Source organism: Nocardia sp. NPDC004123 (genome assembly GCF_053603795.1).
The window spans coordinates 16,251-42,656 of the sequence record NZ_JBSGGG010000048.1; the positions used below are offsets into that span (position 1 = coordinate 16,251).

Here is a 26,406-nt window from a genome sequence, read left to right on the forward strand (position 1 = left end):
TCGCAGGGTAGAGCGCGTGCCACGTTGCATCCCGTGCTAAATCGTTGTGAATACGTTTGCATCAGCTGTCCGACAAGCCCGTTACCGGCGACAACTCCGCTGTAATGTCGATAGGGTGCAGCGACGAATCATGGGGATCGAGACCGAATTCGGGGTGACGTGCACGTTCCACGGTCACCGTCGGTTGAGTCCTGACGAGGTGGCCCGGTATCTCTTCCGCCGGGTAGTTTCCTGGGGCCGTAGCTCGAACGTGTTCCTTCGTAATGGTGCCCGGCTCTACCTCGATGTCGGTTCCCATCCGGAGTACGCCACGGCCGAATGTGACAGCCTGGTGCAGTTGGTCACCCACGACCGCGCCGGCGAGCGGGTCCTGGAGGATCTGCTCATAGACGCCGAGCAGCGGCTCGCGGAGGAGGGTATCGGCGGCGATATCTACCTGTTCAAGAACAACACCGACTCGGCGGGCAACTCCTACGGCTGCCACGAGAACTTCCTCGTGGTCCGCGCGGGCGAGTTCTCCCGGATCTCCGACGTGCTGCTGCCGTTCCTGGTAACCCGCCAGCTGATCTGCGGTGCGGGCAAGGTGCTCCAGACGCCGAAGGCGGCCACCTTCTGCCTGTCGCAGCGGGCCGAGCACATCTGGGAGGGCGTCTCCTCGGCGACCACCCGTTCCCGGCCGATCATCAACACCCGCGACGAACCGCACGCCGATGCCGAGAAGTACCGGCGCCTGCACGTGATCGTGGGCGACTCGAACATGGCCGAGACCACCACCATGCTCAAGGTGGGCACGGCCTCGCTGGTGCTCGAGATGATCGAGGCGGGTGTCGCGTTCCGAGACTTCGCTCTGGACAACCCGATTCGCGCCATCCGTGAGGTGTCGCACGATCTGACCGGCCGGCGCCCGGTGCGGCTGGCCGGTGGCCGGCAGGCCTCGGCGCTCGACATCCAGCGTGAGTACTACGCCCGCGCCGTCGAGCATCTGCGCAACCGCGACCGCGACCCGCAGGTCGACGCCGTGGTGGATCTGTGGGGCCGCACCCTGGATGCCATCGAGGCGCAGGACTTCGCCAAGGTGGACACCGAGATCGACTGGATCATCAAGCGCAAGCTGTTCCAGCGCTACCAGGACCGCTACAACATGGAGCTGTCCGATCCCAAGATCGCCCAGCTGGATCTGGCCTACCACGACATCAAGCGCGGCCGCGGCGTCTTCGACCTGCTCGCCCGCAAGGGTCTGGCCAAGCGGATCACCGAGGACGAGGCGGTCGACGCGGCGGTGACCACGCCGCCGCAGACCACCCGCGCCAAGCTGCGCGGCGATTTCATCACCGCCGCTCAGGAGGCGGGCCGCGACTTCACCGTCGACTGGGTCCACCTCAAGCTCAACGATCAGGCCCAGCGCACGGTGCTCTGCAAGGACCCGTTCCGCTCGGTCGACGAGCGCGTGGATCGCCTCATCGCCTCGATGTGAGCTGTTCTGCCTGATCACGGGCCGCGAACACTCGGATTCTCCGATTTCGGAGGACGCCCGAAGGTTCGCGGCCCGTCTCGTTCCGGACCGAGTGGAGCGGGGGAGCGCAGCGGAGGAGCGGAGGGAGGGAAGAACGAGACCTTCACGGCTCCGCCGCCTCCCCGCGCACCCTGCCGGAGCGCGCGGAGGCAAATCGAACCCAGTCCATTACTCTCTACGGGGTGGCGATATCCAAGGTCGAGCGGTTGATGAATCTGGTTATCGCGCTGCTGTCCACCCGGCAGTTCCTGACCGCGGAGCGTATCCGGGAGTCGGTCGCCGGGTACGAGGAGTCCGCGAGCGACGAGGCGTTCAGCCGGATGTTCGAGCGCGACAAGAACGAGCTGCGCGATCTGGGCATACCCCTGGAAATCGGTCCGGTGAGCCGGTATTCGGGTGTCGAGGGCTACCGCATCAACCGGGATGCGTACGAACTGCCCGATATCGATCTGACCAGCGAGGAGTCCGCCGCCGTCGCGGTGGCGGTGCAGCTGTGGGAGTCCCCGGAGCTGGCCGCGGCCGCTGAGGGCGGACTGCTCAAGCTGCGCGCCGCCGGTATTCACGTGGAGCCCGACGCCGGGGTGTCGGCGGTGCCCGCGGTCCCGGCCCGCACCCGCGGCTCGGAACCGGTGCTCGGCAAACTGCTCGCGGCCATCGACGCCGGACGGGCGGTGACGTTCAAACACCGGCAGTCCCACGGGGATCCGGTGGAACGGGACGTGCAGCCCTGGGGTGTGGTCACCCACCACGGCCGCTGGTATCTGGTCGCGCACGACAATGTCCGCAACGCGCAGCGCGTGTTCCGCATCTCCCGCATCGACGAGGACGTCACCGAGTACGGCCCGGCCAATGCGGTGCACAAGCCCGAGGACCTGGACCTGCGGGCCGTGGTCGCCGAGGTCACCGCGCAGACCCCGATCAGCGGCTCGGCCACGGTGTGGGTGGCCGAGGGCCGCGGGCAGGAGATCCGCCGGCTCGGACCGGTCATGGAGGAGCGCACGCTCGGCGGACGTTCCGGCTCGATCGTGGAGGTGCCCATCCGATCCCGGGACTGGCTGGCCCGGCTCATCACCGGACTCGGCGCGGACGCCCTGGTGCTCGCCCCGGAAGACCTGCGCGAGAATGTGATCGCGCGCCTGAAGTCGGTGCTGGAGCGGACGGAGGTGTCGGCATGAGCGAGGCTGCGTCGCGGAAACGCCGGGGAGACAATGTGATCGACGCCGGCGGCGCGCGCCGGGGCGGAACCGGTGACGGCGCACGGGCTTCCGAGGGCGCGAAGGACCGGCGGGGGAGCGCGACGGCCAGCACCAGCCGGCTCTCGACCCGGCTGGCCCGGCTGCTCAACATGATTCCGTACTTCCAGGCCAATCCGGGCATCAGCGCGGCGGAGGCGGCGGCCGAACTCGGCGTGTCCTCCAAGCAGCTGATGACCGATCTCAACCAGCTGTGGATGTGCGGCCTGCCCGGATATGGTCCGGGCGATCTCATCGACCTGTCGTTCTCCGAGGAGAGCATCGAGGTCACCTTCTCCGCGGGCATCGACCGACCGCTGCGGCTCACCTCGCTGGAGGCGACCGCGCTGCTGGTGGCGCTGCGCTCCATCGCGGACCTGCCCGGCATGGTGGATCCGAGCGCGGCGCACGCCGCCATCGCGAAGATCGAATCCGCCATCACCGGACGGGAATTCGCCGGACCGCCGCTCCCCGTGCCGGTCGAGGCCCCCGCTGTGGCGACCGTCCGATCCGCGCTGGAGCACGATCACGCGCTATGCCTCGTCTACTACTCGGCGAGCCGGGACGTGGTCTCCGAGCGCATCGTGGACCCGATCCGAATCGTGCTGGTGGACAACAACAGCTACCTGCAGGCGTGGTGCCGGCAGGCCGAAGGCGTGCGCCTGTTCCGCCTCGACCGCATCGAGGAGGCCACCGAGCTCGACGAGCCGGCCCGCCCGCCCGCCGAGGCTGCCGCGGACGAGACCGCCGCCCTGGACCTGTTCGTCGACGATCCCGCGGTCCCGCTGGCGCGCTTGCTGATTCGCCCCGACTACGCCTGGGTGCTCGAGCAGTACCCGATGCACCGGGTCACCGCCCACCCGGACGGCAGCGTCGAGGCCACCATGCGCTTCGCCACCCTGGACTGGATGGCGCGGCTGCTGCTCGGCTTCGGCGCCGGCGTCACCGTGCTCGGCCCGGCCGAACTGGTGACCGCGGTGCGCGAGCGGTCCAGCTCGGCGCTGGCCGCCTACGCCGGGCTCGAGGGGGTCGGTCCCGCTTGAGTTTCCGTGTGACGGTGCTGGGGGCGGGCAGCATCGGCTGTTACGTCGGCGGCCGGCTCGCCGCGGCCGGGGCCGAGGTCACCTTCGTCGGACGGCCGCGCGTGGTGGAGGAACTGCGCACCTTCGGGCTGCGGCTCACCGATCTGGACGGCAATGACGCGCGCGTCGAACCGGACGCCTTCCGCGCGGTCACCGAGCCCGCCGGCGATGCCGATCTGGTACTGATCACCGTGAAATCCGCGGCCACCGCCACCGCCGCCGCCGAACTGGCCGGCCTGCTGCGGCCCGGCACGGTGGTGATCAGCCTGCAGAACGGTATCGGTAACGACGCGGTCATCCGCGAGCTCCTGCCCACCTGTGTGGTGCTGGCCGGGATGGTCATGTTCAATGTCGTTCATCACGGTCAGGGCCGCTTCCATCGCGGCACCGCGGGCACGGTCGACGTCGCCGACGACCCGGTGCTCAACCGGTTCGGCCCGGTCTTCGCCAAGTCCGGGCTGGGCTTCGAACGGTATGCCGATCTGCTGCCCATCCAGTGGGCGAAGCTGCTGCTGAACCTGAACAACCCCATCAACGCGCTGTCGGGCCGCCCGCTGCGCGAGGAGCTCGGTGCCCGCGACTACCGCCGCTGTCTGGCGCTGGCCCAGCGGGAGGCCCTGGCCGTGATGGCGGCGGCCCGCATCCGCCCGGCCCGGCTCACGCCGCTGCCGCCGGAGATGATGGCCCGGCTGCTGACCGTGCCCGATGGCGTCTTCCGCCGGGTTGCCGGAAAGGTGCTGGCAGTTGATCCGGTGGCCCGCTCGTCCATGGCCGACGACCTGGCCGCCGGGCGCAGAACCGAAATCCCTTGGCTGTGCGGTGAAATCGTGAGTCTCGGGGCCATGGTAGGAATACCCACGCCGGTGAACCAGAAGCTGATCGAACTCGTGTCAGCTGCGGAGAACGGCGACCGGCGCACCTGGTCGGGCCCGGAATTGCTGGAACAGCTCACCGACGCCGCGCGTGACGGCGCGGCGAACAAGGGTTGACAACAAGCTTCGCGATATGCGGGTCCGGTAGCATCGGACTCACCAGAGTCTTTGGAGGTAATGGAATGACAGGCGCCATCAGCCCGTGGCACTTGCTGATCGTCGTGCTGATCTTCTTGCTGTTCTTCGGTTCGAAGCGCATGCCCGACGCGGCCCGTAGCCTGGGTCGCTCGATGCGCATCTTCAAGACCGAGGTCAGCCAGATGCAGAACGAGGGCAAGACGGGCGAGGCCGCTCCCGAGGCCCAGGCCCAGCCGGTGCAGCCGCCGGCCCAGCTGCCGCCCGCCCAGCCGGTGCAGCCCACGCCGCAGCCGAACGACCAGCAGAAGGCCTGAGGCCACGACCAGCCGGGATGAGCGCCGCTCATCCCGGATGAGGCGGTGTCCGGGTCCGGCTTCTCCGGATCTTCAGGGGCGTGCAGTCGCGCCCGCGTCTTCTTTGGCCGCAAGGCGGAGGCAGTCACACACACATGCGCATCCCGTTCGATCCCCGGCGCAGCAAGCGCCGCACGAACCCCGACGGCACCATGTCCTTGGTGGAGCACCTCTCGGAGCTCCGCAGGCGCTTGCTCATCGCGCTGGCATGGGTCGCGGTCGGCACCCTGTTCGGGTTCTTCTGGTACTCGCATTCGATCTTCGGGATCGAGAGTCTCGGTGAGATCCTGCGCGGTCCCTACTGTGATCTGCCCGCCTCCTCGCGGGCCAATCTGAGCACCGACGGCGCCTGCCGATTGCTGGCGACCGCGCCCTTCGAGCAGTTCACGCTGCGCCTGAAGGTCGGCACCACCGCGGGTGTGGTGGTGGCCAGCCCGTTCTGGCTGTATCAGCTGTGGGCGTTCATCACGCCCGGTCTGTACGCCAAGGAACGCAAGTACGCGATCTCGTTCGTGGCGGCGGGCGCGGCGCTGTTCGTCACCGGTGCGGTGCTGGCGTACTGGGTGGTCGCCCACGCGCTCAGCTTCCTGATGACCATCGGCAACAACGTGCAGATCACCGCGCTGAGCGGTGCGCAGTACTTCAGCTTCATCATCAAGCTGCTGGTCATCTTCGGCGTCAGCTTCGAAACCCCTTTGCTCATCGTGGGTTTGAACTTCCTCGGGGTGCTGACCTATCAGCGGCTCACCAAGTGGCGGCGCGGACTGATCTTCGGCCTGTTCGTGTTCGCGGCCATCGTGACCCCGCAGGACCCGATCTCCATGCTGTCGCTGGCGCTCGCGTTGACGCTGCTGTTCGAGGTCGCGGTGCAGTTCGCGCGCCTCAACGACAAGCGCCGGGCCCGCAATGCGGAGGCCTGGGACAAGCTGGCCGACGACGAGGCGTCCCCGCTGGACACCGCGCCCGGCGGTGTCGACGCCCCGACCCCGGTGCCGACCGCGGAACCCGTGGTTGCCGCACCGCTCGAGAAAACAACGCGAGGCGTGTCGGATTACTCCGATACTCTCTGAAAAGTGACATCAAGGTCGCTTACTGGCGAACTGGCGGCATTCGCCGCCGAACTGAAATTCGAGCTCGATCCGTTCCAACGGCAGTCGTGTGAGGCGCTCGAGGGCGGGCACAGTGTGCTCGTCTGCGCGCCCACCGGCGCCGGCAAAACCGTGGTCGGCGAGTTCGCGGTGCATCTGGCGCTGGCCGCGGGCGGGAAGTGTTTCTACACCACGCCCATCAAGGCGCTGTCGAACCAGAAGTTCGCCGATCTCACCGAACGTTATGGCCGCGACGAGGTCGGCTTGCTGACCGGCGACCAGTCCATCAATCCCGACGCCTCGGTGGTGGTGATGACCACCGAGGTGCTGCGCAACATGCTGTACGCGAGTTCCGATGCGCTGCGCGGGCTGTCGTACGTCGTCATGGACGAGGTGCACTACCTGGCCGACCGCTTCCGCGGCGCGGTGTGGGAGGAGGTCATCCTGCACCTGCCGCCGGAGGTGCGCCTGGTCAGCCTGTCCGCGACGGTCTCCAATGCCGAGGAGTTCGGCGCGTGGATGGAGACCGTGCGCGGTGACACCGCGGTGATCGTGGACGAGACGCGGCCGGTGCCGCTGTGGCAGCACGTCATGGTCGGTAGGCGCATGTTCGATCTGTTCGACCCGAAGTCCAGCGACGCCAAGGTGATCGTGGACGGGGACCTGCAGCGCTACATCAAGCACCGCGAAGCCGTTGACCGGATGGACAATTGGGCGGTGCCGGGTCGTGGTCGCGGCGGGCCGCGGCGCTCGTTCCGGCCCATGCCGCGGCCGGAGGTGATCGCCCGGCTCGACGACGAGGGGCTGCTGCCGGCGATCACGTTCATCTTCAGCCGCGCCGGATGCGATGGGGCACTGGCACAGTGCGTGCGCTCGCGGCTGGATCTCTCGCGCGAGGACGATCGCGAGCAGATCGACGCGATCATCGAGAAGCACACCGGGGACCTGCCGCGCAGTGACCTCGAGGTGCTCGGGTACTGGGAGTGGCGCGAGGCGCTGCACCGCGGTTTCGCCGCGCACCACGCGGGCATGTTGCCCGCCTTCCGGCACACGGTCGAGGAACTGTTCGTGCGCGGGCTGGTGCGGGCCGTGTTCGCCACGGAGACACTGGCTCTCGGCATCAACATGCCGGCGCGGACCGTGGTGCTCGAGCGGCTGGTGAAGTTCAACGGTGAGAGCCACGCCGAGCTGACGCCGGGGGAGTACACGCAGCTCACCGGGCGGGCCGGGCGGCGCGGGATCGACGTCGAGGGCCACGCGGTAGTGCTGTGGCAGCCGGAGGTGGACACCAGCGCGGTGGCGGGTCTGGCCTCGACGCGGACCTATCCGCTGCGGTCGTCGTTCCGGCCGGGCTACAACATGTCGATCAATCTGGTCGATCGCATGGGCGCGGTGGAGTCGCGGGCGCTGCTGGAGCGGTCCTTCGCCCAGTTCCAGGCCGACCGGTCGGTCGTGGGCCTGGTGCGGGGCATCGAACGCAACGAGGCCCAGCTCCGCAAGCTGCGCTCGCAGCTCGGCGACGAGAGCTTCTTCGAATACATCCAGCTGCGCGAACGCGTCCGGGACCGGGAGCGGCACCTGGAACGGCAGGGCCGCACCGACCGGCGGCAGGCCGCGGTGTCGGCGCTCACCGCGTTGCGGCGCGGGGACGTGGTGGCGATTCCGTCCGGACGCCGGCAGGGTCTGGCCGTGATCCTGGAACCCGATGCGACACCGGGTGATCCGCGTCCGCTGGTGCTCACCGAGGACAAATGGGCGGGCCGGGTCTCGGCCGCCGACTTCCCGACCCCGGCCGAATCGCTGGGCCGGCTGCGGCTGCCCAAGCATGTCGACCACCGCACCGCGCGGGTGCGCCGTGACCTGGCATCCGCGCTGCGCAGCACCGGCATCACCGCGCCCCGGCGCGGGCGGCAGGGCGGTGGCAAGTCCAAGGCCGCCGACGACCGCGAGCTGCAGACCCTGCGGCGGGCATTGCGCAATCATCCGGCGCACGCGCGGCCGGACCGGGAGCAGCTGGCGCGTATCGGCGAACGCTACAACCGGGTCGAGCGCGAGACCGAGCACCTGCGCCAGCAGGTGGCGGCCACCACCAACTCCCTGGCACGCACCTTCGACCGCATCCTCGGGCTGCTCGAGGAGCGCGGCTACGTCGAGCACGGCGAGGTCACCCAGGACGGCCGCCGCCTGGCCCGCATCTACGCCGAGGCGGATCTGGTTGTGGCGGAAAGCCTCCGGCAGGGACTGTGGCGCGGGCTCGGCCCGGCCGAGCTGGCCGCGGTGGTGTCCATCCTGGTGTACGAATCCCGGCAGGAGGGCGGCTACCTGGGCGCTTCGGGCCCGACCGCGCCGATTCGCCGGGCCGTGGACGCCACCATCGGGGTGTGGTCGCAGTTGCGCGCCGACGAGTCCCGGCACCGGGTGCAGCCCACCCGGGAACCCGACCTCGGTTTCGTCACGGGTGTCTACACCTGGGCTCGCGGCGACGATCTCGCCGATGCGCTGCTCGCCAGCGGTGATCGCGGAAACCCGCTCTCCGCGGGCGATTTCGTGCGCTGGTGCCGCCAGGTGATCGATCTGCTGGACCAGATTCACAGCACCGCCGACGACCTCGAGGTGGCGGCCACCGCGAGCAAGGCGGTGCGGGCCATCCGCCGGGGTGTCGTAGCCGTGGACGCGGCGTAGTAGATACGACTGTGCTTTGATTCTTGGATGTACCGACCGCAGTGGGGACACGAGCGTGTTCCCGCTCGGGGGGCTAGCGTGAGTACAACGGATTGCTATTGGAGGCAAGCAGATGAGCGGCCCGTACGGACCGAATGACGCCCCTGGTCAAGGGGGAGGCAACGATCCGACGCAGCAGTGGGGCGGCCAGCAGCCCGCGCCCGGCGCCGGACCGACTCAGCAGTGGGGTGGCCAGCAGCCCGCGCAGCCGACCACGCAGTGGGGCGACCCGTCGCAGCAGCAGCCGGCCCAGCAGTGGGGGCAGGGCCAGCCGCAGCAGCCCTGGGCGCAGTCGCAGCCGCAGCAGCCGGTGCAGCAGCCGTGGGGGCAGAGCCAGCCGCAGTGGCAGCAGCCGCAGGGCGACCAGCAGTGGGGGCAGTCGCAGCCGCAGTGGCCGCAGCAGGGTCAGCCCGGACAGCCGGGTCAGCAGGACTGGAACCAGCAGGCGGGCCAGCAGTGGCCGCAGCCGCAGCAGCCGCCCGCCGGCAAGAAGAAGACCGGTCTGATCATCGGGATCGTGGTCGCCGTCGTGGTGGTCCTGGCCGCGGCCGGCGGTGGTCTGGCCTGGTTGCTGAGCAAGGACCAGCTGGACAACAAGGCCGTGCAGTCCGGGGTGCAGAAGGTGCTCAAGGACTCCTACGGCATCGACGACGTCCAGGACGTGAGCTGCCCGTCGGGTCAGAAGGTCGAGGTCGACAAGACCTTCGACTGCACCCTCAAGGTGGGTGGCGAGAGCAAGAAGGTGACCATCAAGATCACCAAGGATGACGGCACCTACGAGGTGGGCCGCCCCAGCTGATTTTTTTCGGGCGGGGGAAACTGGGCAATTGTGTTGGGCCCGGGCGTGATCGGACGATCGCGGCCGGGCTCTCGCGTTTGCCAGGGGTTGGCTAATCGTCGCTGACGAGTACAGTGGGCCGAAATCTTCTCGTTGATCGTGATCGGGGGGCAAGATGAATTCGACTGTTCGTATCGTGGGCTGGACCGCGACCGTGGTGGCCGTGGCGAGCGCCGGACTGGCGTCCGCGCCGTTCGCGGGGGCCAAGGCAACCGGTCCCGTGGTCAACGACTGCATTACCAACAAGGCCGATGTGCAGCCTGCCGCCATGGTGCTGGCGTGTGGCGACGGCGGGCTCAGCGTCCGCGACATCACCTGGAGCAGTTGGGGTCCCGACACCGCCGAGGGCGACGGCACCGAGTACCGGCGCGTGTGCCGGCCGAGCTGCGCCGCTGGGAACACCGCCAGCGGCACCACCCACATCACCCTGCGCAATCTGCAGGACGGCTATTTCACCGAGGCCGCCATCACCGATCTCGACGGCAAGCCCGAGACCTGGCCCGTGGGCCCGCTACGACACTGATCAGCGCTTGGCCATGGCGGTGATGAGCCGCTTGACCGGGTTCTCGGTGTTGTAGGCGATGGCGAGTTCCGCGAGGCGATCCGGGTCCGCCGGAGTGACGGGCAGCAGGTCCGGGCCCGAGTGTGCGACGTCGGCATCCCGGACGACCCGGACGACGGGGGCCGCGGCCTTCAGATAGTCGTCGGCGGCAACGAGTTTCGCGCGCACACCCTTGGCGAGATCGGAGTCCGGATCGGCGGCCGCGGCGCGCAGGGCCTCCACCGAGCCGAAACGGGAGATGAGCTGGGCGGCGGACTTGTCGCCGATGCCCGCGACGCCGGGCAGGCCGTCGGAGGCGTCGCCGCGCAGGGTGGCCATATCGGCGTAGGCGGGGCCCGCATTCTCTTCCGGCACACCGTATTTGGCGGAGACCTCGGCCGGGCCCCAGAGCTCCGCCTTGGCCAGGCCGCGGCCGACGTAGAAGACGCGCACCGGGGGTGCGGGGGTGTCGCGGACCAGCTGCAGCAGGTCCCGATCGCCGCTGACGACGATCACCTCGTCGGTGCCCTCCCGGGTGGCCAGGGTGCCGATCACGTCGTCGGCCTCGAGGCCCTCGGCGCCGGCGGTCGCGATGCCGGCGGCTTCGAGCACCTCCAGGATCATGTCGACCTGCGGAGTGAGGGTGTCCGGCACTTCCTCTGCCACGACCGCGGCGACCGGCTCGCCGGCATCCTCGGCCACCCGATGGGCCTTGTACGACGGCAGCAGGTCCACCCGGAACTGCGGCCGCCAGTCCAGGTCCAGGCACACCACCAACCGGCTCGGCGCGTGCTGCTTGACCAGCGCGGCGACCATGTCGGTGAACCCGCGTAGCGCATTGACCGGCCGCCCGTCGGGCGCGGTGATCTTCTCCGGGATCGCATAGAACGCCCGGAACCACAGACTGGCCCCATCGAGCAGCAGCAGCGGACCGGCGGCAGGGGTGCTCATAGCGGTCGACCCTACCGGGACCGGCCGACAGGTCCGCGCAGCGCCGCGTGTCCACCGGTCGTCGTCCCACGCGGGCGCCGCCGGGGGATTGCTCGCGGGACCCGGTGTGGTGGCGCGCTGGTGCGGTCGAAGCCGCACTGGCTCGCACGTGGGCCGAAAAGTGCTGAGCGGCAGGGGGCTCGGGGTGTTGTCCGGTGGTGGCACACAGTGGTGGGGTGCGAAGTTCGACAGTGGCTGGAGGGTGGCGGGGTTGGGGAGTAGCGTCGGTGGGCATGAGCGCTCATGACGAGTCACGGTTCGCGGCGGAGGTCTACGGGTCACGGTTGGAGCGGGCGGCCCAGTTGGCGCGCCACGCCCATCTCGACGCGTTGCTCATCACACCGGGTCCTGACCTGCGGTTCCTCATGGGGTCGCGGGCGCAGTCCTTCGAGCGACTGACCTGTCTGGTGATCCCGGCCAGCGGGGAGACGCCCTCGGTGGTGATCCCGAAGCTGGAGCTGGCCTCGCTGAAGGGATCGGCGGCCGGTGAGCTCGGGTTGCAGATCGTGGACTGGGTGGACGGGGTGGACCCCTATCGCATTGTCCGGAACGTGCTCAATGCCGGTGCGCGGGTGGCGGTCACCGATGTCATGCCCGCCCTGCACCTGCTGCCCATCGCCGATCAGCTTGGCTCGCTACCGGTTTCGGCGACCCCGCTGCTGCGGGAGCTGCGAATGGTGAAGGACCCCAGCGAGATCGAGGCCCTGCGCCGGGCCGGCGCGGCCATCGACCGGGTGCACGCCCGCATGGCCGAGTTCCTGCGTCCCGGCCGCACCGAGGCCGAGGTCGGCGCGGATATCGCGGCCGCCATTGTCGAGGAGGGCCACACCGAGGCCGAATTCGTCATCGTGGGCAGCGGCCCGCACGGCGCGGACCCGCACCACCTGGTGTCGGATCGGGTGATCGAGCCGGGTGACGTGGTGGTGATCGATATCGGCGGTCCGGTCGAGCCCGGCTACTTCTCCGATTCCACCCGCACCTACGTGCTGGGCGAGCCGAGCGAGGAGGTCGCCGCGCAGTTCGCCGAACTGGAACGCGCCCAGGCCGCCGCGGTGGCCGCCGTGCGCCCGGGCGTCACCGCCGAATCCATCGACGCCGCCGCCCGCGATGTCCTGGCCGCGGCTGAGTTGGCCGACTACTTCGTGCACCGCACCGGCCACGGCATCGGACTGTCGGTGCACGAGGAGCCCTACATCGTGGCCGGCAACGACCTGGTCCTCGCACCGGGCATGGCCTTCAGCATCGAGCCGGGCATCTACTTCCCGGGGGCCTGGGGCGCGCGCATCGAGGACATCGTGATCGTCACCGAGGACGGCTGCGAGTCGATGAACAACCGCCCCCACGGACTGACCCGCCTATAGCGCCCGATCGCCTCCAGCCCGCAGCCTCGGTGATCAACGGCTAATCCCGGGGTTCGGGGGTCTCTCTGCCGGTGGCCTGCGCGTCGAAAGTGGCGGCGCGGCCAGCTCGGCAGCCACTCGTCGATGGGCGGGTAGCTCTGCGGTTCCCGGCCGTCGCGCTGCACGGGGAACAGCGCCCGGACCGCGGGCAGCTCGAAATCGGAGGCCCAGCCGTAGCCCGCCCGGGAGGTGAGCAGGTCGAAGACGGTGATCGGGCGATGGGCGGGCACCACCTCGTCGAGGGGACTGCCGGGGGTGCGGACCACGCGCGGGCGGGTGAGTTCGGGCAGCCACGGGGCGATGGGGTCGTGCAACCCGATCACCCCGTCCTCGACGAGCATCAGCACGGCCGCGGCGGTCAGCGGCTTGGTGATGGACGCCCAGCGGAACAGTGAATCCGCGGTCATCGGGACCGTCCCGCCCGCGTGGGCCAGGCCGACGGCGGCGGTCTCCACCCGGTCGCCACGCGCGATCAGGCCGACCGCGCCGGGCACACCGCCGTCGTCGACGTGTGCCTGCAACACCTCTCGGAGCGTGGACATGGCTCTCCCTCTCTGGTGCGCACTCGAGAGATTTGGACGTGCCGTGTGCCGCAAAGTAATCGGTCGCGCACCAACCGGGATCGGGTGTCAGTGCCCGGCGGAATCGCCCTTGAAGACGCTGCTGGCCATCACGCGCTGCACATCGATGGCGATCACGACGCGGGTCGGGTTCTCCCGCGGCTGCCGGTAGCGCCCGGCGTAGCGCTCGACCGCGTCGGCCACCGAATCGGGGTCGTCGAGGACGGTGGCGGGACCCTCGAGGGTGATCCAGCGCGGGCCGTCGACCTGACTCACCGCCGCGTAGCCCGAGCGCCGCACATTGTTGACCTTGACCGACCCGTCATTGGTGATGATGCGTGCGATGCCGGCCTCCGGATCCCAGGTGAACCCGACCGCGACCACATGCGGGGTGCCGTCGGCGCGCAGTGTGGAGAGGGTGGCGAGGTGGCGTTCGGTGACGAAGTCGGCGGCGGCGGGCGACAGTTCCGGGCGTGCGGCGGTGCTGGTCATGATCCGACGCTAGCAATCCGGCCTCGGGAGCACCGGACAGCGGTGCCCGGGTGGCAAACTGTGGGCCATGGGTTTCGGATCGCGGGACGTCGACAAGGGCGTCGTGCTGGTGCTCGGCGGGCGCAGTGAGATCGGGCTGGAGGTGGCGCGACGGCTGTCGCCCGGCCGGGTGGTGATTCTGGCGGCGCGCCGCAGTGACCAGCTACAGGAACAGACGAAGGAGTTGCTGATCGCCGAGGCGGCGGCGGTGCACTGCGTCGAGTTCGATGCCGACGACATGGCATCGCACCAGCCGCTGCTGGAGAAGGTCATCGCCGAGCACGGGCGCATCGGCGTGGCGGTGGTGGCGTTCGGGATTCTCGGGGATCAGGCTCGGGCCGAGGAGGATCCGGCGCACGCGGTCGAGATCGTGCTGACCGATTTCGTCGCCCAGGTGAGCGTGCTCACCAGTCTGGCGAATCTGCTGCGCGAGCAGGGCGACGGTCAGATCGTGGTGTTCAGTTCCATCGCGGGCGTACGGGTGCGGCGCGGGAACTACGTGTACGGCTCGGCGAAGACCGGTCTGGACGGGTTCGCGTCCGGGTTGCAGATGGCGTTGCACGGCAGCGGAGTTCACCTGCTCATGGTGCGATCCGGATTCGTCATCGGGCGGATGACGGCCGGGATGGAGCCCGCGCCGCTGTCGAGCACACCCGATCAGGTGGCCGACGCGGTGGTGGCGGGGCTGTATCGGCGGGTGCGGGATGTGGCGGTGCCGCGGCGGATTCGGCTGCTGTTCGTGGCCATGCGCTATGTGCCGTACTCGGTGTGGCGGCGGATGCCGCGATGACCGGAACCTCACGCCCGTCGGTGCCGATTCCGGTGATCGGCATCGGTGCTGACGGCTGGGACGGTCTGGGCGGCGCGGCGCGGCGCGAGATCGCCGCGTGTGAGGTATTGCTGGGCTCCGCACGGCAATTGGTGCTGATCCCCGCGGATGCGGCGCGGGCAGAGCGGGTGCCGTGGCCTTCGCCGCTGGTGCCCGCGCTGCCGGGGCTGCTGGAACGGTACGCGGGGCGGCGGCTCGGTGTGCTGGCCAGCGGCGACCCCATGTTCTTCGGTATCGGCGTGACCTTGACGAAACTGCTTGGGGCGCAGGCCCTGCGGGTGCTGCCGTCGCCGTCGTCGGCGTCGCTGGCGTGTGCACGGCTGGGCTGGGCACTCAACGAGACGCCGGTGGTGAGCGCGGTCGGGCGGCCTGTCGAGACGGTGCTCCCGGAATTGTCCGGCGGGCGCCGGGTGCTGGTGCTGAGCTCCGACCAGCACACTCCGGCGCAGGTCGCGGAGCTGCTGGCGCGCAATGGCTTCGGCGGGTCGGCGCTCACGGTGCTGGAACAACTCGGCGGGCCGGACGAGCGGATCGTGTGCGGCACCGCCGCGCGGTGGGACCATCCGGCCGGAGATGCGCTGAACGTCGTGGCCATCGACGGTGTCGCCGACCGGGTTTCGCCGCGCCTGACGCGGATGCCGGGCCTGCCCGACGAGGTGTACGGGGGCGACGGCCAGCTCACCAAGGCCGAGGTGCGGGCGCTCACCCTCGCGGCGCTGGCGCCCACACCGGGTGAGCTGCTGTGGGATGTCGGGGGCGGCTCTGGCACCGTCGCCATCGAGTGGTGCCGCACGAACCCGGCCTGCCGCGCCGTCGCCTTCGAGCGAATGGAGAGCCGTCGCAAGCAGATTGCGGCCAATGCCACGGCCCTGGGTGTTCCGGGTATCGAGGTGCGTGGGGCGGCCCCGGAGTCGTTCGCGGAGCTGCCCGCGCCGGACGCGCTGTTCATCGGCGGCGGGCTCACTCAGGACGACATGTTCGACGCCTGCTGGGAGCGGCTGCGCCCGGGGGGCCGGCTGGTCGCGAGCGCGGTGACCGCCGAATCCGATGTGCTGCTGCTGCGCCTGGCCGAGCGGCACGGCGGTGCGTTGCGCCGTTTCCAGGTGTATCGGGCCGAGCCGCTGGGCGGCTTCACCGCCTGGCGACCACAGCTGCCGGTGACCCAGTGGTCGGTCGTGAAACCCCGTGCGGCAGTAGGCTAGTCGATCGGGGGTAGGGCGAGCGGGCCGGGTTCGAACACGGTCACCAGCACGATGAGGTCGCCGTAGGGCGCGTTCCCGTTGGCGAGGCGGTGCGCGGCTCGGGCGAGGGCGATGCGCCACCCGTACTTGGCCTCGATCTCGGCCTGCACCCGGGGCACGAAAGTGCCCGTGCTGAGCAGGCGGGCCGTGCCCTGGAGCTGGCGGGAACCGAGTTTGGGATTGCCGCGCCAGTCGCCGGGCTGCACCAGCACCCGGCCGTCCTCGGCGAGTTGCTCGGCCTCGGTGGAGAACGACGAGGTCCGGAAGGCGAGACCGTTGTCACCGATGGGGACCACCAGCCGCGGCACGGTGACCAGCCGGCGCGGGCCGGTGGTCCGGGTCACCAGCACCGTTTTCGCCTGCTGCCAGACGGCGGCCGGGCCGGAGATTTCGCCGCGTGCCGGTATCGGGGCGGGCGCCGCCGCCCCGGGCCGGGCGAACTGGCTACGCGCGGCCGCCGGGTCGATCATCATGTCGGTCATCGCCTTCGATCCTTCCGTGCCGAATTCCACTGCCGGGCTCGGTGCCGGGCGCAGAGCGAGGCGGTGCAACGGCACCACACAGCGATTGCCATGTGTTCGCTCATTCGGCGGCGACCATCTCGCTGTGGGCCGGTCCGGCACGGTGGCACAAGAGCGACACACAGGTCAGCCCATCGAGTTTCACCACATGGCACTCGTGGGCCACCCTGCCCCAACACTTCTCGACCACGTCGAGCCCGTCCCCTTCGATAGTCCAGGCGTTCCGCAGATCTGGCAACAACACAGGTCAGACGTCGTGAATCTGTAGCGGGGAGATCGCTCGGGGCGGAGGATCCGCCACAGCGGGGCCGGAAGGATCCCTGCGAAGCCGCCGGGCCACGAGTTCGGCGAAGGTGAGTCGGCGCCTTCCAACGGCACATCGTCCACCCGGCCCGTGGGAAGGCGGGTGATAGCGGTCGTCCTTCTCGAACCCCGGTGACGCCGCGGCGACCCGGCAGGTGTGGAACATGGTTGCTCGACCTGCGGGGGTCGGGTTTGGCCTAGGCTGCTCGGCGTGAGTGCCGCTGCGTCGCGAACGATTGCTTTGCCGCACTGCCGGGTGAGCTATGCCGAGTACGGTGCGGGAGCGGGAATACCGGTGCTGTACTGCCACGGCGTGCCCGGAACACATTTGGAGGGTGAGGCTTTCGATGCGGCCGGGGTGGCGGCGGGAATTCGCGTCATCGCGGTCGACCGGCCCGGAATGGCGGAATCGTCGCTGCCGGCGGGGGAGCGGGTGGCGGACTGGGTGGGCACGGTGGCCGCGCTGGCGGATCGGCTGGGGCTGGGGCGATTCGGGGTCATCGGGGTGAGTGGTGGCGGGCCGTTCGCGCTGGCCGTCGCGGCCGGGCTGCCCGGCCGGGTGACGGGTGTGGCGCTCATTTCCGCGCCCGCGCCGCTCGGTGACCAGGCCGCCGCCGCGGACCTCGATCCGGTGGCGCGCCGGCGTCGGCGGGGGCTGAATGTCCTGCGGCGGGCCCCTTTTCTGGTATATCCGATGGCGCTGGAGATGTCGCTGGTGATCCGCCGGCAGCAGGGGGTCGCGGGATTGGTCGCGCAGATGGCGGATGTGGATCGCGAGCGGGTCGAGAGCGATCCCGAGCTGGCCGACAAGCTGGAGGCCAATCTGCGGCGCAGTTTCGAGCAGGGCAGCCGCGGTTTCGCTTCCGACATTCGCCTGGTCTTCACCCGCGAATGGGGATTCCGGCTGACCGACGTGACTGTGCCGGTGCAGGTCTGGCACGGTGAGGTCGACGGCAATGTCCCCGCCGATGATGCCCGGCGGCTCGCCGCGGCGCTCCCGGACGCCCGGCTGCACCTCGTGCCCGGCGCGGGCCACCTGCTGTTCGTCGAGCGTCCGGCCGACATCCTGGACTCCCTCGGAATCGGCAACACGCCGTGACCGGCGGGCGTCGGGCAATGGCGCGGCCGAGGTCCGAGGCCGACAAGTTCCGCAGGCGTGGACTATCCGCGGTGTCGATCGAGATGTGTTGCCGCCCTACCCCAGTGCGTGGGCGGTGGTGTAACCGAGCAGCGCCGCGCCCAGCCCCGCGATGATGCTCACGGCGACATTGAGCGTGGCGTACAGATACGAGCGCTGCTCGGCGAGACGAATGGTCTCGTAGCCGAACGTGCTGTACGTGGTCAGTGCGCCACAGAATCCGGTGCCGACGAGCGCGTAGGTGGGAGACGAGACCGCGGCGCCGGTGAGCGAGCCCAGGATCAGGCAGCCGGTGAGGTTGACCGTCAGTGTGCCCCAGGGGAAGACGCTGTCGTGGCGGGTCTGGATGGCGCGATCGGTGAGATATCGCGCCGGGGCGCCGACCATCGCGCCGAGAATGACGAGCAACGCGGTCATGCGGTGGCCTCCCGGCGTCGGGCGATCTGGTGGGTGCAGGCCGCGCGGGTGAGACGGACCGCGACCAGGGTCGCCAGCAACGCGCACACCAGGGTGGCGGCCATGTAGGTGAATGCCGTTGCGACCGTGCCCGGTTGCAGCAGTCCGCGGGTTTCGTTGGCGTAGGTGGAGAAGGTGGTGAATCCGCCGAGGATGCCGACGCCGAGGAACGGGCGCACCAGCGGGTGGGCGGTGATGGTCTCGGTGACGATCACCATCAGCACGCCGATGAGGAAGCAGCCGGCCACATTGGTGAGGAAGGTGGCCCACGGGAACCCGGCGATCGGGGTGGGCCACTCCAGCGCGAGCCCGTATCGGGCCAGCGCGCCGAGCGCCCCGCCGATCGAGATCACGGCCAGGATCGCACCGTGCGATCGTGACAGTTCCTGTGATTGCCCGGGTTGATGCAGATCGACATCGGGGTCGATCGGTTCGAAAGTCTCGACACCATGGGTCGAATCCAGCTCACTGCTCACACGCGTCTCCTACTCCAGCGCACCCCGAGGGTGTCATTGTGGGGTAGGGACTGTTGGCGGCCGGTGGCCGCGGTTGTTCCGTGAGTTCGGAGCGGCGAGCCCCACCGCCGCATCTCGAACAGGATAGCGAGCCTACGCGGATCTCCGCTGGCGATGTGGGTCAGATCACGCCCCTTCCGTCGCGGCTTCCGGGTGCGGACGCGGCATCCAGGGTGGCCCTCGGGTGGCCGTGCCAACGCTGGAAGGCGCGGCGGAAGGGACCGGGGTCCTGGCCGAGTTTTGTTGCGATGGAACGGATCCGGTGGATTCGAAGGGAAGCCGGCCCGGCTGCGGGGCGGTGAAATCGACGACTTCGAGCGCCGGGTGATTTGACTCGGTCGTGTCCCCGGGTTCAGTATGGGCTGGTCAGCACCTCGCTAGGCGAGGCTCCTGTACGAACACAGGCCACTGATCCGACGACGTCGAGAGACGCCCAGGGTTAGGACAGATCTCCCCGGATTAAGGGGTGATCCGAAGTGGCTTCCCGCGAGGGGATACGTCGTGCAGTGCCGAAGCTCTGACGAGAGGGGTGCCCGCACTGTCACTGGTCGTGGCATTGTTCATCCCCTCCGCCCGGTGCGACACCCGTAGATGTGGTCGACGCGCGTGCGTCCCGGCAGCAAGGAGGTGAGGGGCGAATGAGTTCCGGCGATAGTCCGCATCCCAGTCCGGTTCGAAAACCATTGTCGTTCCCGGCTTGCCGCGCACTGAGCGCTTCCTGAAGCATTCGGAATTTCGTGGCGGGCCGATCCTCCGAAGGAGTTCTCTCATGGCCGTCATCGCATTTCCGCGTACCCGTACCCCGCTGACCGTCCTGTCCGTGCTCGGCGACTCCGCGCGGCGGGTTCGCGCGCGCCACCACCTCACCGAATCCGAGCGTGCCAACCTGCGCATCGCCCGCTCCCGGGTCGCGGTCTACACCGCCTCGCTGGGCGGTCACCCCTACCACGCGTAGGCCCTCGGGGCCGCGGGCCGACGCCCGCGGCCGCGGCCGCGGCGGGAGGGTGGTCTTCACAGCGGTTTCTCAGCGGCCGGACGGCACAGTGTCGGCGTGACAAACCGTGTGACACTTCCTGATTCGGCCCGCTCCGGGCTGCCCGTCAAGGTCCCGCAGATCACCGCGCTGTTCTGGGTGATCAAGGTGCTCTCCACCGGAATGGGAGAGACCTTCTCCGACTTCCTCGTCAAGCATCTGCCGCCGCTGCTGGCGGTCGGTGGTGCGCTGGTGCTCTTCACCGTGAGCCTGGCCGCCCAGATCCGCGCACCCCGCTACCGCGTCTGGACCTATTGGACCGCCGTGGTCATGGTGGCCATCTTCGGCACCATGGTCGCCGACATCGTGGATTTCGTGGTCGGAATTCCGCTGGGGATCTCGACAGTGCTGTTCCTGGCCCTGCTCGCGGGCGTGCTGCTGCTCTGGTATCGCGTCGAGGGCACCCTGGACGTGCACAGTATCGATACCCGCCGGCGCGAAGGCTTCTACTGGACCACGGTCGTGGTGACCTTCGCGCTCGGCACCGTCGCCGGCGACTTCACCGCCGCGACACTGCATTTGGGCTACCTGGTGTCGTCACTGCTGTTCGCCGTCGCGATCGCGGTGCCGGCGGTGGCCTGGCGCTGGGGCGGGATCGATCCGGTGCTCGCCTTCTGGGCCGCCTACGTGGTCACCCGCCCGCTGGGCGCGTCGGTGACCGACTGGCTCGCCTCCGACCGCAGCGACGGCCTGAACCTGGGCACCGGCTGGGTCACCCTGGCCGCGGCGGTCCCCATGGTCGTGCTCATCGCGGTGCTCGCGCGCCGTCAGGACCGGGTGCAGGCGGTCGGCGCGCACCCGTGACGTCGAGAAGGGCTGCAGCGCAGGGGGTTCGGGAACCTGCCACGGTGTCGAATCGACGCGCGGCAGGTTCCAGGTCGACGCGCGGCAGGTTTCAGGGCTGTTCGCCGATATTGCCGATGACCTGGTTGAGGTGGGCGAGGCCGTCCTCGAGCTGGTAGGTGACGCCCGCGATGGCGCAGCGGCCGGAGTCGACCGCGTGCGAGATGATCTGCGAGCGCTCCATCAGCACGCGGCTGGTCTCGGCCACGTGCCGGGCCTCGAGCTCGTCGACGGTGCTGAGGCCCTCACGGCGGCCGAGCAGGATCGACGGGGTGACGCGTTCGACGAGGCTGCGGATGAACCCGCCGGGGACCGCCCCGCCGTCGAGCGCGTCGAGGGTGGCCTTGACGGCGCCGCAGCTGTCGTGGCCGAGCACCACGATCAGCGGGACATTGAGCACCTGCACGCCGTATTCGATGGAACCCAGCACCGAGCTGTCGATGACGTGCCCGGCCGTGCGGACCACGAACATGTCGCCGAGACCCTGGTCGAAGATGATCTCGGCGGCGACCCGGGAATCGCCGCAGCCGAACAGGATGGCGGTGGGGTGCTGGCCGCCGACCAGCTCGGCGCGGTGACCGGCGCCCTGGCTGGGGTGGACCTGGGTGCCCCGTACGAAACGCTCGTTGCCTTCGCGAAGAGATTTCCAGGCGCTGATCGGATTTGAGTGAGGCATATGTCCGATTCTGCACATCGGCGATCGGGTGCGCCGACCCACCCCCGTCCGTTCGTGTTCCGGACGCTTGGTCCGATGACGCGCGGGATTCGACGATCGGGCGACCATCCGTGCGTCTATTGGTTTGTGCAACAAAGGGATTCGTGACGTGCCGGGGCCGGTGTGCCGCCTGGCGTGGCGGCGGTGCCGGTTTACCCACCTCCGTGATATCCATTACAATCTCTTTGGTTTCAGTCCCGTTCGGCCCGGCCGGACGCGGTGGAGTTGTTCGACGTTTTCGGCGCCCGGGATTGGAGACTGTGATGACGGTGTCGGCCGTGACCGATTCACCCCTCGACCATGGCGCGATTCGCGTGCGGATCGATGCCGCCCTGCACGAATTCCTCGACCGGAAGGCCGAATCGGCGGCGGCCTGCCGGCTGCCCGCGGACGTGGTCGGCGCGGTCCGCTCCTTCCTGTTCGCCCGCGGGAACCGGATCCGGTCGCTGTTCTGCGTCCTCGGCTGGTACGCGGGCGGCGGGATCGAACTGCCGGACGCGGTGGTGCGGACTGCGGCCGCGGTCGAACTCCTGCACACCGCCACGCTGATCCACGACGACCTCCTCGACGATCGCGACACCCGCGACGGGCGGCCCACCGTGCATCGCATCGCCGCCGACCGCAGCCGTCGGGTCCGGGACGGGCACGCGGCCGAACGGTTCGGCGCGCGCAGCGCCATCGTCCTCGGCGACTGCGGCCTGGGCTGGGCCCAGGAGCTGCTGCACGGCGCCGGACTCTCCCCGGCGCAGAGCGCGGCGGCCGCGGCGGTGCTCGACACCCTGCGCACCGAGGTGAACTACGGCCGCTACCTGGAACTGGTCACCAGTGGCCGCCCGACCTCGGATCTGGATCAGGCGCTGGAGATCCTGCGCTATCGCACCGTGGCATGCATGGTGGAGCGGCCCCTGCACGTCGGCGCGGCGCTGGCCGACGCGGACGCGGATGTGATGGGGGCGCTGACCGCCTACGCCTGCCCGCTGGGCGAGGCCGCGCGGCTGCAGGACGAGCTGCGCAACGTCTTCCACGATGTCGAGCCGGTCGGCCACGCCGGCCTGCAGGATCTGCGCGAGGGCAGGCACACGGTCCTGCTCGCGCTGGCCCTGCGCCATGCCACCCCCGAGCGCCGTGACCACCTGACCGGGCTCGTCGGCAACGCGCGCCTGGACGAGTCCGGCGCCGCGCTCTGCCGCGACATCCTGTCCGTCACCGCACGTTTCGAAGTGGAGCGGATGATCGGGCAGCGCCGGATGCTGATCGGGACCGCACTCGACGACACCCGGATCCCCGAATTCGCGGCGGCCGGACTGCGCTCTGCCGCCGACATGATCATCGGCTGAGGCGGGGCGAACGGCCACCTCGCGGCCCGCGCCGAGCGTGAGTTCGCCGTTCTGGCTCGTTGCCGTCGCGTACACCGGTTCCTCTGTTACGGTGGCGAAGGCCGGTCCCGGGATCGGCTGGAGCACAAGAGAATTGACTGGTTATGACGCATGGCGGCGTTGCCGACGGGGCACAGGCCGTGGGTGGAGAATCACGCGTGCCGCTGTACTCGGCCGAGTTCGCGGCGGATCCACATCGTATCTATCGTGAGCTGCGGGCGCGATTCGGATCGCTGGCGCCGGTGGAGCTGGCGCCGGGAGTGCCGGCCACGCTGGTCATCGGGTACCGGACGGCACTGCGAATCCTCAACGACCCGGAGCATTTTCCCGCCGATCCGCGCGTATGGCAGCGCACCGCGCCGCCCGACAGCCCGGTCATGCCGATGCTCGAATGGCGGCCCAATGCGCTGCGCAGCAGTGGATCCGATCATCGGCGGTACCGGACGGTCAATGTGGCCGCACTCGACGCGGTGGATCCGCACGCCCTGCACGCCACTGTGGAACGGGTCGCGGTACCGCTGATCAACGCGTTCTGCGCGGACGGGAGTGCGGATCTGGTGTCGCAGTACGCGTTTCCGCTCGCGTTCCACATGGTCAACGCACTGCTGGGCTGCCCGCCGGCCATCGGGCAGCGCATCGCGGCCGGTCAGGCGGCGATCTGGGAGGGCGTCGACGCCGAGGCCGGGAACCAGATGATCACCTCGGCGGTGCTGGAGCTGGTCGTGCTCAAACGCGCCCAGCCCGGCGACGACGTCGTGTCGCGGCTGGTCGCGCACCCGGCGCAGCTCACCGACGAGGAGATGATCCACCAGATCGTCACCCTCTACGGCGCGGGCATCGAGCCCGAGCAGAACCTCATCGTCAACACCCTGCGGCTCATGCTCACCGACACCCGGTTCGCGGGAAACCTGCTGGGCGGCAGCCTGTCCACCCGCGGCGCCCTGGACGAGGTGCTGTTCACCGACCCGCCCGGCGCCAACTACTGCGTCAGTTATCCGCGGCATCCGATTCTCGTCGACGGCGTGTGGCTGCCCGCGCATCAGCCGGTGGTGGTGAGCATGGCGGCCTGCAACAACGATCCCGCGGTCGGCGCGCGCGAATTCACCGACAACCGCGCGCATCTCGCGTGGAGCGTCGGACCGCACGCCTGCCCGGCCCGGTCACCGGCCTACCTCATCGCCCAGGACGCCATCGACCAGCTGCTCGACGCGCTGCCGGAACTGCGGCTCGCCGTCCCCGATGCCGAATTGATCTGGCGGCCGGGGCCTTTCCATCGCGCGCTGAGCGCACTCCCCGTCGTTTTCCCGCCGGCCCTGCCCATGCACGTGAACTGAGGAGAACACCGATGCCCGCCGAACCCATCACCCTCGACCCCACCGGCGTCGACACCCAGGGCGAGATCGCCCGGCTCCGCGAGCGCGGGCCCGCCACCCTGGTGGAGCTGCCCGGTGGGGTGCGCGCGTGGTCGGTCACCGATACCCGTCTGCTCGAACTGCTGCTCACCGACGCCCGCGTGTCCAAGGACGCGCGTCAGCACTGGCCCGCGTTCATCAACGGTGAGGTGCAGACCGACTGGCCGCTGTTCGCGTGGGTGGCGGTGAACAATATGTTCACCGCCTACGGCGCCGACCACCGGCGACTGCGCAAGCTCGTCGCCCCCGCCTTCACCGCGCGCCGCAGCGCCGCCCTGCAGCCGCAGATCGAGGCCATCACCGCGGAACTGCTCGACACGCTGGCCGCGCTGCCGGCCGGTGAGGTGGTCGACCTGCGCGAGACGTTCTGCTACCGGCTGCCCATCCGCGTCATCTCCGAATTGATGGGTGTCCCGGACGAGATGCTGCCCGGCCTGCGGGTCTGCGCCGACAGGCTGTTCGACACCACCCTCGGCGCGGAGGAAGCGGCGGCCAACTACTTCGAGCTCTACCGCCTGCTCGGCGAACTCGTCGCCCGCAAGCGGGCCGAGCCCGGCGACGACCTGACCAGCGCGCTCATCGCCGCCCGCGACGACGAGGACGGTTCGCGACTGGCCGAGCAGGAACTGGTGGACACCCTGCTGCTGGTCATCAGCGCGGGCCACGAAACCACCATCAACCTGCTCGACCAGGCCATCACCGCCGCCCTCGGGCACCCCGATCAGCTGAAGGCGTTGCGCGGCGGGGATGTCGCCTGGCCCGAACTGGTCGAGGAGTCATTGCGTTTCGAGACCGCGGTCGTGCACGCCCCGCTGCGGTTCGCTGTCGAGGACATCGACTACGAGGACGTCCACATCGCCAAGGGCGACCCCATCATCGTCTGCTACGCCGCCCCCGGTCGGGATGTGAAGGTGCACGGCGACACGGCCACCGAATTCGACCTCACCCGGGAGAACAAGAGCCACATGGCTTTCGGTCACGGCGTCCACCACTGCCTCGGCGCGCCCCTGGCCCGCCTGGAGGCGAACATCGCACTCCCACAGCTCTTCCACCGCTTCCCCGACCTGCGCCTGGCCGTCCCGGTGGACGAACTCCCGGCGCTGTCCAGCTTCATCTCCAACGGACACGCCTCGCTGCCCGTCCATCTCACCGCCGACCGGTAGCCCGCGCAGGCAGCGGTATCCAGGGCACGATGACGGCGCGGCCGCGCAGCGTGCCCGCCGTCGGCCCCCGATAGGCTTCCGGGCCTACGTCGAGCCCGAAGCGCTCGGTCGCGATCTCGAAGACACCCTCCTGCGCGAGACCGATCAGCTCGATCGGCTCACAGCATGAACCCCAGGACGGGGCGGTGACCGCCGCCTCGTACGGGCTGATGCCGAATCCGATTCGCGCCGTGGACTTTCCGTCTCCCCCCGCCATCGCGATATCGACGGTCGGCTGATAGCCGACGAAATCCAGCACCGAGCTCGCTCCGGCGTCCGCCGGTGGTCTCGCGGACGTTCTCGGCCGCCCAGTCGTCCGACAGCGCCGCCTCCTGTGCCCCAGCGAATTTCGCAAACTCGAACCTGTCGTCGGAGACGTTCAGGGCGATGACGCGTGCCGACGTCATGTGCCGCAGCAGCGGCTCAGGGGAAGAAGCGGGCGATGGCCGGTCGGAGGCGGGCGGATTCGAAATCGTCGGCGGGCAGGGCGAGTTGCTCGAGGATCAGGCCGTTGACGAGGGTGAGGAGATCGGCGGCGGCGGCCTCGGGGTCGGCGGCTCCGGCGCCGCGGAGTTCACCGGCGAAGGCGGCGCGCTGGGTGGCTCCCCATTCGTCGAGGCTGGCCCGGAGGTTGGGGCGGCGGGCGACTTCCAGGAAGAACTCGTAGCGGGCGACGGCGGCGTCACGGTCCCCGGCCAGGGTTCCGGTCACGTAGTCGACGAGGCGTGAAATCCGTTGGGGGACATCCACATCGGGCAGGCTGTCGAACAGGGCGCGTACCTCGTCGATCTGCCGCGCGGCCAGCCGGCGCAGGGCTTCGTCGAGCAGTTGGTCGAGCGTGCCGAAGTAGTAGCGGGCATTGCCGTGAGTGGTTCCCGCCTCCGCGGCGACGGCGCGGTGGGTCACGGCGCGGGCGCCTTCGCGGGCCAGTAGTCGGATCGCGGCCTCCAGCAGGGCCTCGCG

At 69.6% G+C, this 26,406-nt stretch carries 27 protein-coding genes and 1 riboswitch; of the genes, 18 read left to right on the top strand and 9 right to left on the bottom strand.

Annotation, left to right across the window (positions count from 1 at the left end):
• The first annotated feature begins 115 nt into the window (after window positions 1–115).
• The 9 genes from pafA to ACWEQQ_RS43490 all read left to right on the top strand — a co-directional run bounded on the left by pafA (window position 116) and on the right by ACWEQQ_RS43490 (window position 10,360).
• Window positions 116–1,474 carry a Pup--protein ligase gene (gene pafA, locus ACWEQQ_RS43450; RefSeq protein ID WP_433561033.1) on the top strand — a complete coding sequence of 453 codons (1,359 nt, stop codon included), beginning with the start codon at window positions 116–118 and terminating at the stop codon, window positions 1,472–1,474.
• 221 nt (window positions 1,475–1,695) lie between these two features.
• Window positions 1,696–2,688: a helix-turn-helix transcriptional regulator gene (locus ACWEQQ_RS43455; protein WP_364609941.1), complete on the top strand. Its 993-nt coding sequence runs from the start codon at window positions 1,696–1,698 to the stop codon at window positions 2,686–2,688.
• On the top strand, window positions 2,685–3,788 hold the full coding sequence (locus ACWEQQ_RS43460; protein ID WP_452352356.1) for a helix-turn-helix transcriptional regulator: 1,104 nt from the start codon (window positions 2,685–2,687) through the stop codon (window positions 3,786–3,788). Before ACWEQQ_RS43455 ends, ACWEQQ_RS43460 begins: the two co-directional genes overlap by 4 nt.
• 8 nt (window positions 3,789–3,796) lie before the next feature.
• Complete coding sequence (locus ACWEQQ_RS43465; protein WP_452352357.1) at window positions 3,797–4,816, top strand: 2-dehydropantoate 2-reductase; 1,020 nt, start codon at window positions 3,797–3,799, stop codon at window positions 4,814–4,816.
• A gap of 65 nt (window positions 4,817–4,881) precedes the next feature.
• A complete protein-coding gene (tatA, locus tag ACWEQQ_RS43470; protein ID WP_354832182.1) occupies window positions 4,882–5,151 on the top strand; it encodes a Sec-independent protein translocase subunit TatA in 270 nt (89 codons plus the stop codon).
• A 134-nt stretch (window positions 5,152–5,285) separates the two neighbouring features.
• Window positions 5,286–6,260, top strand: coding sequence for a twin-arginine translocase subunit TatC (gene tatC / locus ACWEQQ_RS43475; RefSeq protein WP_452339835.1), 975 nt, complete (start codon window positions 5,286–5,288; stop codon window positions 6,258–6,260).
• Between the two features lie 3 nt (window positions 6,261–6,263).
• Complete coding sequence (locus tag ACWEQQ_RS43480; protein ID WP_452352358.1) at window positions 6,264–8,960, top strand: DEAD/DEAH box helicase; 2,697 nt, start codon at window positions 6,264–6,266, stop codon at window positions 8,958–8,960.
• Between the two features lie 112 nt (window positions 8,961–9,072).
• Complete coding sequence (locus ACWEQQ_RS43485) at window positions 9,073–9,798, top strand: DUF4333 domain-containing protein (protein WP_452339837.1); 726 nt, start codon at window positions 9,073–9,075, stop codon at window positions 9,796–9,798.
• 154 nt (window positions 9,799–9,952) lie between these two features.
• Window positions 9,953–10,360, top strand: a complete 408-nt coding sequence (locus tag ACWEQQ_RS43490) for a hypothetical protein (RefSeq protein WP_452352359.1) — start codon at window positions 9,953–9,955, stop codon at window positions 10,358–10,360.
• On the opposite strand, the gene ACWEQQ_RS43495 is transcribed toward ACWEQQ_RS43490, so the two are convergent.
• On the bottom strand, window positions 10,361–11,329 hold the full coding sequence (locus ACWEQQ_RS43495) for a 5'-3' exonuclease (protein WP_452352360.1): 969 nt from the start codon (window positions 11,327–11,329) through the stop codon (window positions 10,361–10,363).
• Window positions 11,330–11,601: 272 nt separating this feature from the next.
• On the opposite strand from ACWEQQ_RS43495, the gene ACWEQQ_RS43500 reads away from it, so the two are divergent.
• Window positions 11,602–12,729, top strand: coding sequence for a M24 family metallopeptidase (locus ACWEQQ_RS43500; RefSeq protein WP_452339840.1), 1,128 nt, complete (start codon window positions 11,602–11,604; stop codon window positions 12,727–12,729).
• Here the strand turns inward: ACWEQQ_RS43500 and ACWEQQ_RS43505 are convergent.
• Together ACWEQQ_RS43505 and ACWEQQ_RS43510 are read right to left on the bottom strand one after the other, a co-directional pair.
• Entirely contained in the window at window positions 12,624–13,310 is a 687-nt protein-coding gene (locus ACWEQQ_RS43505) for a serine hydrolase domain-containing protein (protein ID WP_452352361.1), read from the bottom strand. The genes ACWEQQ_RS43500 and ACWEQQ_RS43505 overlap by 106 nt on opposite strands.
• A gap of 87 nt (window positions 13,311–13,397) precedes the next feature.
• Window positions 13,398–13,820, bottom strand: a complete 423-nt coding sequence (locus ACWEQQ_RS43510; RefSeq protein WP_452339842.1) for a PPOX class F420-dependent oxidoreductase — start codon at window positions 13,818–13,820, stop codon at window positions 13,398–13,400.
• A gap of 67 nt (window positions 13,821–13,887) precedes the next feature.
• Between ACWEQQ_RS43510 and ACWEQQ_RS43515 the strand changes: the two genes are divergently transcribed.
• Together ACWEQQ_RS43515 and cbiE are read left to right on the top strand one after the other, a co-directional pair.
• Window positions 13,888–14,649: an SDR family NAD(P)-dependent oxidoreductase gene (locus ACWEQQ_RS43515; RefSeq protein WP_452352362.1), complete on the top strand. Its 762-nt coding sequence runs from the start codon at window positions 13,888–13,890 to the stop codon at window positions 14,647–14,649.
• Window positions 14,646–15,890 (top strand): precorrin-6y C5,15-methyltransferase (decarboxylating) subunit CbiE, encoded by a 1,245-nt coding sequence (cbiE, locus tag ACWEQQ_RS43520; protein WP_452352363.1) that lies wholly within the window; start codon window positions 14,646–14,648, stop codon window positions 15,888–15,890. The genes ACWEQQ_RS43515 and cbiE overlap by 4 nt, the downstream gene beginning before the upstream one ends.
• Here the strand turns inward: cbiE and ACWEQQ_RS43525 are convergent.
• Complete coding sequence (locus ACWEQQ_RS43525; RefSeq protein WP_452352364.1) at window positions 15,887–16,411, bottom strand: hypothetical protein; 525 nt, start codon at window positions 16,409–16,411, stop codon at window positions 15,887–15,889. The genes cbiE and ACWEQQ_RS43525 overlap by 4 nt on opposite strands.
• A gap of 553 nt (window positions 16,412–16,964) precedes the next feature.
• Between ACWEQQ_RS43525 and ACWEQQ_RS43530 the strand changes: the two genes are divergently transcribed.
• Entirely contained in the window at window positions 16,965–17,852 is an 888-nt protein-coding gene (locus ACWEQQ_RS43530; RefSeq protein WP_452339845.1) for an alpha/beta fold hydrolase, read from the top strand.
• 96 nt (window positions 17,853–17,948) lie between these two features.
• Here the strand turns inward: ACWEQQ_RS43530 and crcB are convergent, their stop codons facing one another.
• Window positions 17,949–18,308: a fluoride efflux transporter CrcB gene (gene crcB, locus ACWEQQ_RS43535; RefSeq protein ID WP_379400082.1), complete on the bottom strand. Its 360-nt coding sequence runs from the start codon at window positions 18,306–18,308 to the stop codon at window positions 17,949–17,951.
• Entirely contained in the window at window positions 18,305–18,823 is a 519-nt protein-coding gene (locus ACWEQQ_RS43540) for a fluoride efflux transporter FluC (protein ID WP_452352365.1), read from the bottom strand. The genes crcB and ACWEQQ_RS43540 overlap by 4 nt, the downstream gene beginning before the upstream one ends.
• A 405-nt stretch (window positions 18,824–19,228) precedes the next feature.
• A riboswitch (M-box (ykoK) riboswitch) is annotated at window positions 19,229–19,398 on the top strand.
• Window positions 19,399–19,631: 233 nt separating this feature from the next.
• Between ACWEQQ_RS43540 and ACWEQQ_RS43545 the strand changes: the two genes are divergently transcribed.
• Window positions 19,632–19,817, top strand: a complete 186-nt coding sequence (locus ACWEQQ_RS43545) for a hypothetical protein (protein ID WP_354833141.1) — start codon at window positions 19,632–19,634, stop codon at window positions 19,815–19,817.
• A gap of 96 nt (window positions 19,818–19,913) precedes the next feature.
• Window positions 19,914–20,699 (top strand): COG4705 family protein, encoded by a 786-nt coding sequence (locus ACWEQQ_RS43550; RefSeq protein WP_452339848.1) that lies wholly within the window; start codon window positions 19,914–19,916, stop codon window positions 20,697–20,699.
• A gap of 91 nt (window positions 20,700–20,790) precedes the next feature.
• On the opposite strand, the gene ACWEQQ_RS43555 is transcribed toward ACWEQQ_RS43550, so the two are convergent.
• The gene (locus ACWEQQ_RS43555; RefSeq protein WP_452339849.1) at window positions 20,791–21,414 is read right to left on the bottom strand and encodes a carbonic anhydrase; all 624 of its coding nucleotides are present in this window, start codon (window positions 21,412–21,414) and stop codon (window positions 20,791–20,793) included.
• A gap of 317 nt (window positions 21,415–21,731) precedes the next feature.
• Between ACWEQQ_RS43555 and ACWEQQ_RS43560 the strand changes: the two genes are divergently transcribed.
• From ACWEQQ_RS43560 to ACWEQQ_RS43570, 3 genes are all read left to right on the top strand, one after another.
• Window positions 21,732–22,790 carry a polyprenyl synthetase family protein gene (locus ACWEQQ_RS43560; RefSeq protein WP_452352366.1) on the top strand — a complete coding sequence of 353 codons (1,059 nt, stop codon included), beginning with the start codon at window positions 21,732–21,734 and terminating at the stop codon, window positions 22,788–22,790.
• Between the two features lie 143 nt (window positions 22,791–22,933).
• A complete protein-coding gene (locus ACWEQQ_RS43565) occupies window positions 22,934–24,163 on the top strand; it encodes a cytochrome P450 (protein WP_452339851.1) in 1,230 nt (409 codons plus the stop codon).
• 11 nt (window positions 24,164–24,174) lie between these two features.
• On the top strand, window positions 24,175–25,404 hold the full coding sequence (locus ACWEQQ_RS43570) for a cytochrome P450 family protein (protein WP_452352367.1): 1,230 nt from the start codon (window positions 24,175–24,177) through the stop codon (window positions 25,402–25,404).
• On the opposite strand, the gene ACWEQQ_RS43575 is transcribed toward ACWEQQ_RS43570, so the two are convergent.
• Both ACWEQQ_RS43575 and ACWEQQ_RS43580 read right to left on the bottom strand, forming a co-directional pair.
• Window positions 25,388–25,702 (bottom strand): hypothetical protein, encoded by a 315-nt coding sequence (locus ACWEQQ_RS43575; protein ID WP_452352368.1) that lies wholly within the window; start codon window positions 25,700–25,702, stop codon window positions 25,388–25,390. The two genes, ACWEQQ_RS43570 and ACWEQQ_RS43575, sit on opposite strands and share 17 nt — an antisense overlap.
• 164 nt (window positions 25,703–25,866) lie before the next feature.
• Window positions 25,867–26,406: TetR/AcrR family transcriptional regulator (locus ACWEQQ_RS43580; protein ID WP_452352369.1), on the bottom strand; the 540-nt coding region annotated here is incomplete at its 5' end.

Coding starts and splice junctions, on each gene's coding strand:
- ACWEQQ_RS43565 (WP_452339851.1), top strand. CDS start 22,934: ATGACGCATGGCGGCGTTGCCGACGGGGCACAGGCCGTGGGTGGAGAA.
- crcB (WP_379400082.1), bottom strand. CDS start 18,308: ATGACCGCGTTGCTCGTCATTCTCGGCGCGATGGTCGGCGCCCCGGCG.
- ACWEQQ_RS43555 (WP_452339849.1), bottom strand. CDS start 21,414: ATGCCTCACTCAAATCCGATCAGCGCCTGGAAATCTCTTCGCGAAGGC.
- ACWEQQ_RS43525 (WP_452352364.1), bottom strand. CDS start 16,411: ATGACCGACATGATGATCGACCCGGCGGCCGCGCGTAGCCAGTTCGCC.
- ACWEQQ_RS43500 (WP_452339840.1), top strand. CDS start 11,602: ATGAGCGCTCATGACGAGTCACGGTTCGCGGCGGAGGTCTACGGGTCA.
- ACWEQQ_RS43515 (WP_452352362.1), top strand. CDS start 13,888: ATGGGTTTCGGATCGCGGGACGTCGACAAGGGCGTCGTGCTGGTGCTC.
- ACWEQQ_RS43570 (WP_452352367.1), top strand. CDS start 24,175: ATGCCCGCCGAACCCATCACCCTCGACCCCACCGGCGTCGACACCCAG.
- ACWEQQ_RS43510 (WP_452339842.1), bottom strand. CDS start 13,820: ATGACCAGCACCGCCGCACGCCCGGAACTGTCGCCCGCCGCCGCCGAC.
- ACWEQQ_RS43545 (WP_354833141.1), top strand. CDS start 19,632: ATGGCCGTCATCGCATTTCCGCGTACCCGTACCCCGCTGACCGTCCTG.
- tatA (WP_354832182.1), top strand. CDS start 4,882: ATGACAGGCGCCATCAGCCCGTGGCACTTGCTGATCGTCGTGCTGATC.
- ACWEQQ_RS43505 (WP_452352361.1), bottom strand. CDS start 13,310: ATGTCCACGCTCCGAGAGGTGTTGCAGGCACACGTCGACGACGGCGGT.
- ACWEQQ_RS43460 (WP_452352356.1), top strand. CDS start 2,685: ATGAGCGAGGCTGCGTCGCGGAAACGCCGGGGAGACAATGTGATCGAC.
- ACWEQQ_RS43490 (WP_452352359.1), top strand. CDS start 9,953: ATGAATTCGACTGTTCGTATCGTGGGCTGGACCGCGACCGTGGTGGCC.
- ACWEQQ_RS43495 (WP_452352360.1), bottom strand. CDS start 11,329: ATGAGCACCCCTGCCGCCGGTCCGCTGCTGCTGCTCGATGGGGCCAGT.
- cbiE (WP_452352363.1), top strand. CDS start 14,646: ATGACCGGAACCTCACGCCCGTCGGTGCCGATTCCGGTGATCGGCATC.
- ACWEQQ_RS43485 (WP_452339837.1), top strand. CDS start 9,073: ATGAGCGGCCCGTACGGACCGAATGACGCCCCTGGTCAAGGGGGAGGC.
- tatC (WP_452339835.1), top strand. CDS start 5,286: ATGCGCATCCCGTTCGATCCCCGGCGCAGCAAGCGCCGCACGAACCCC.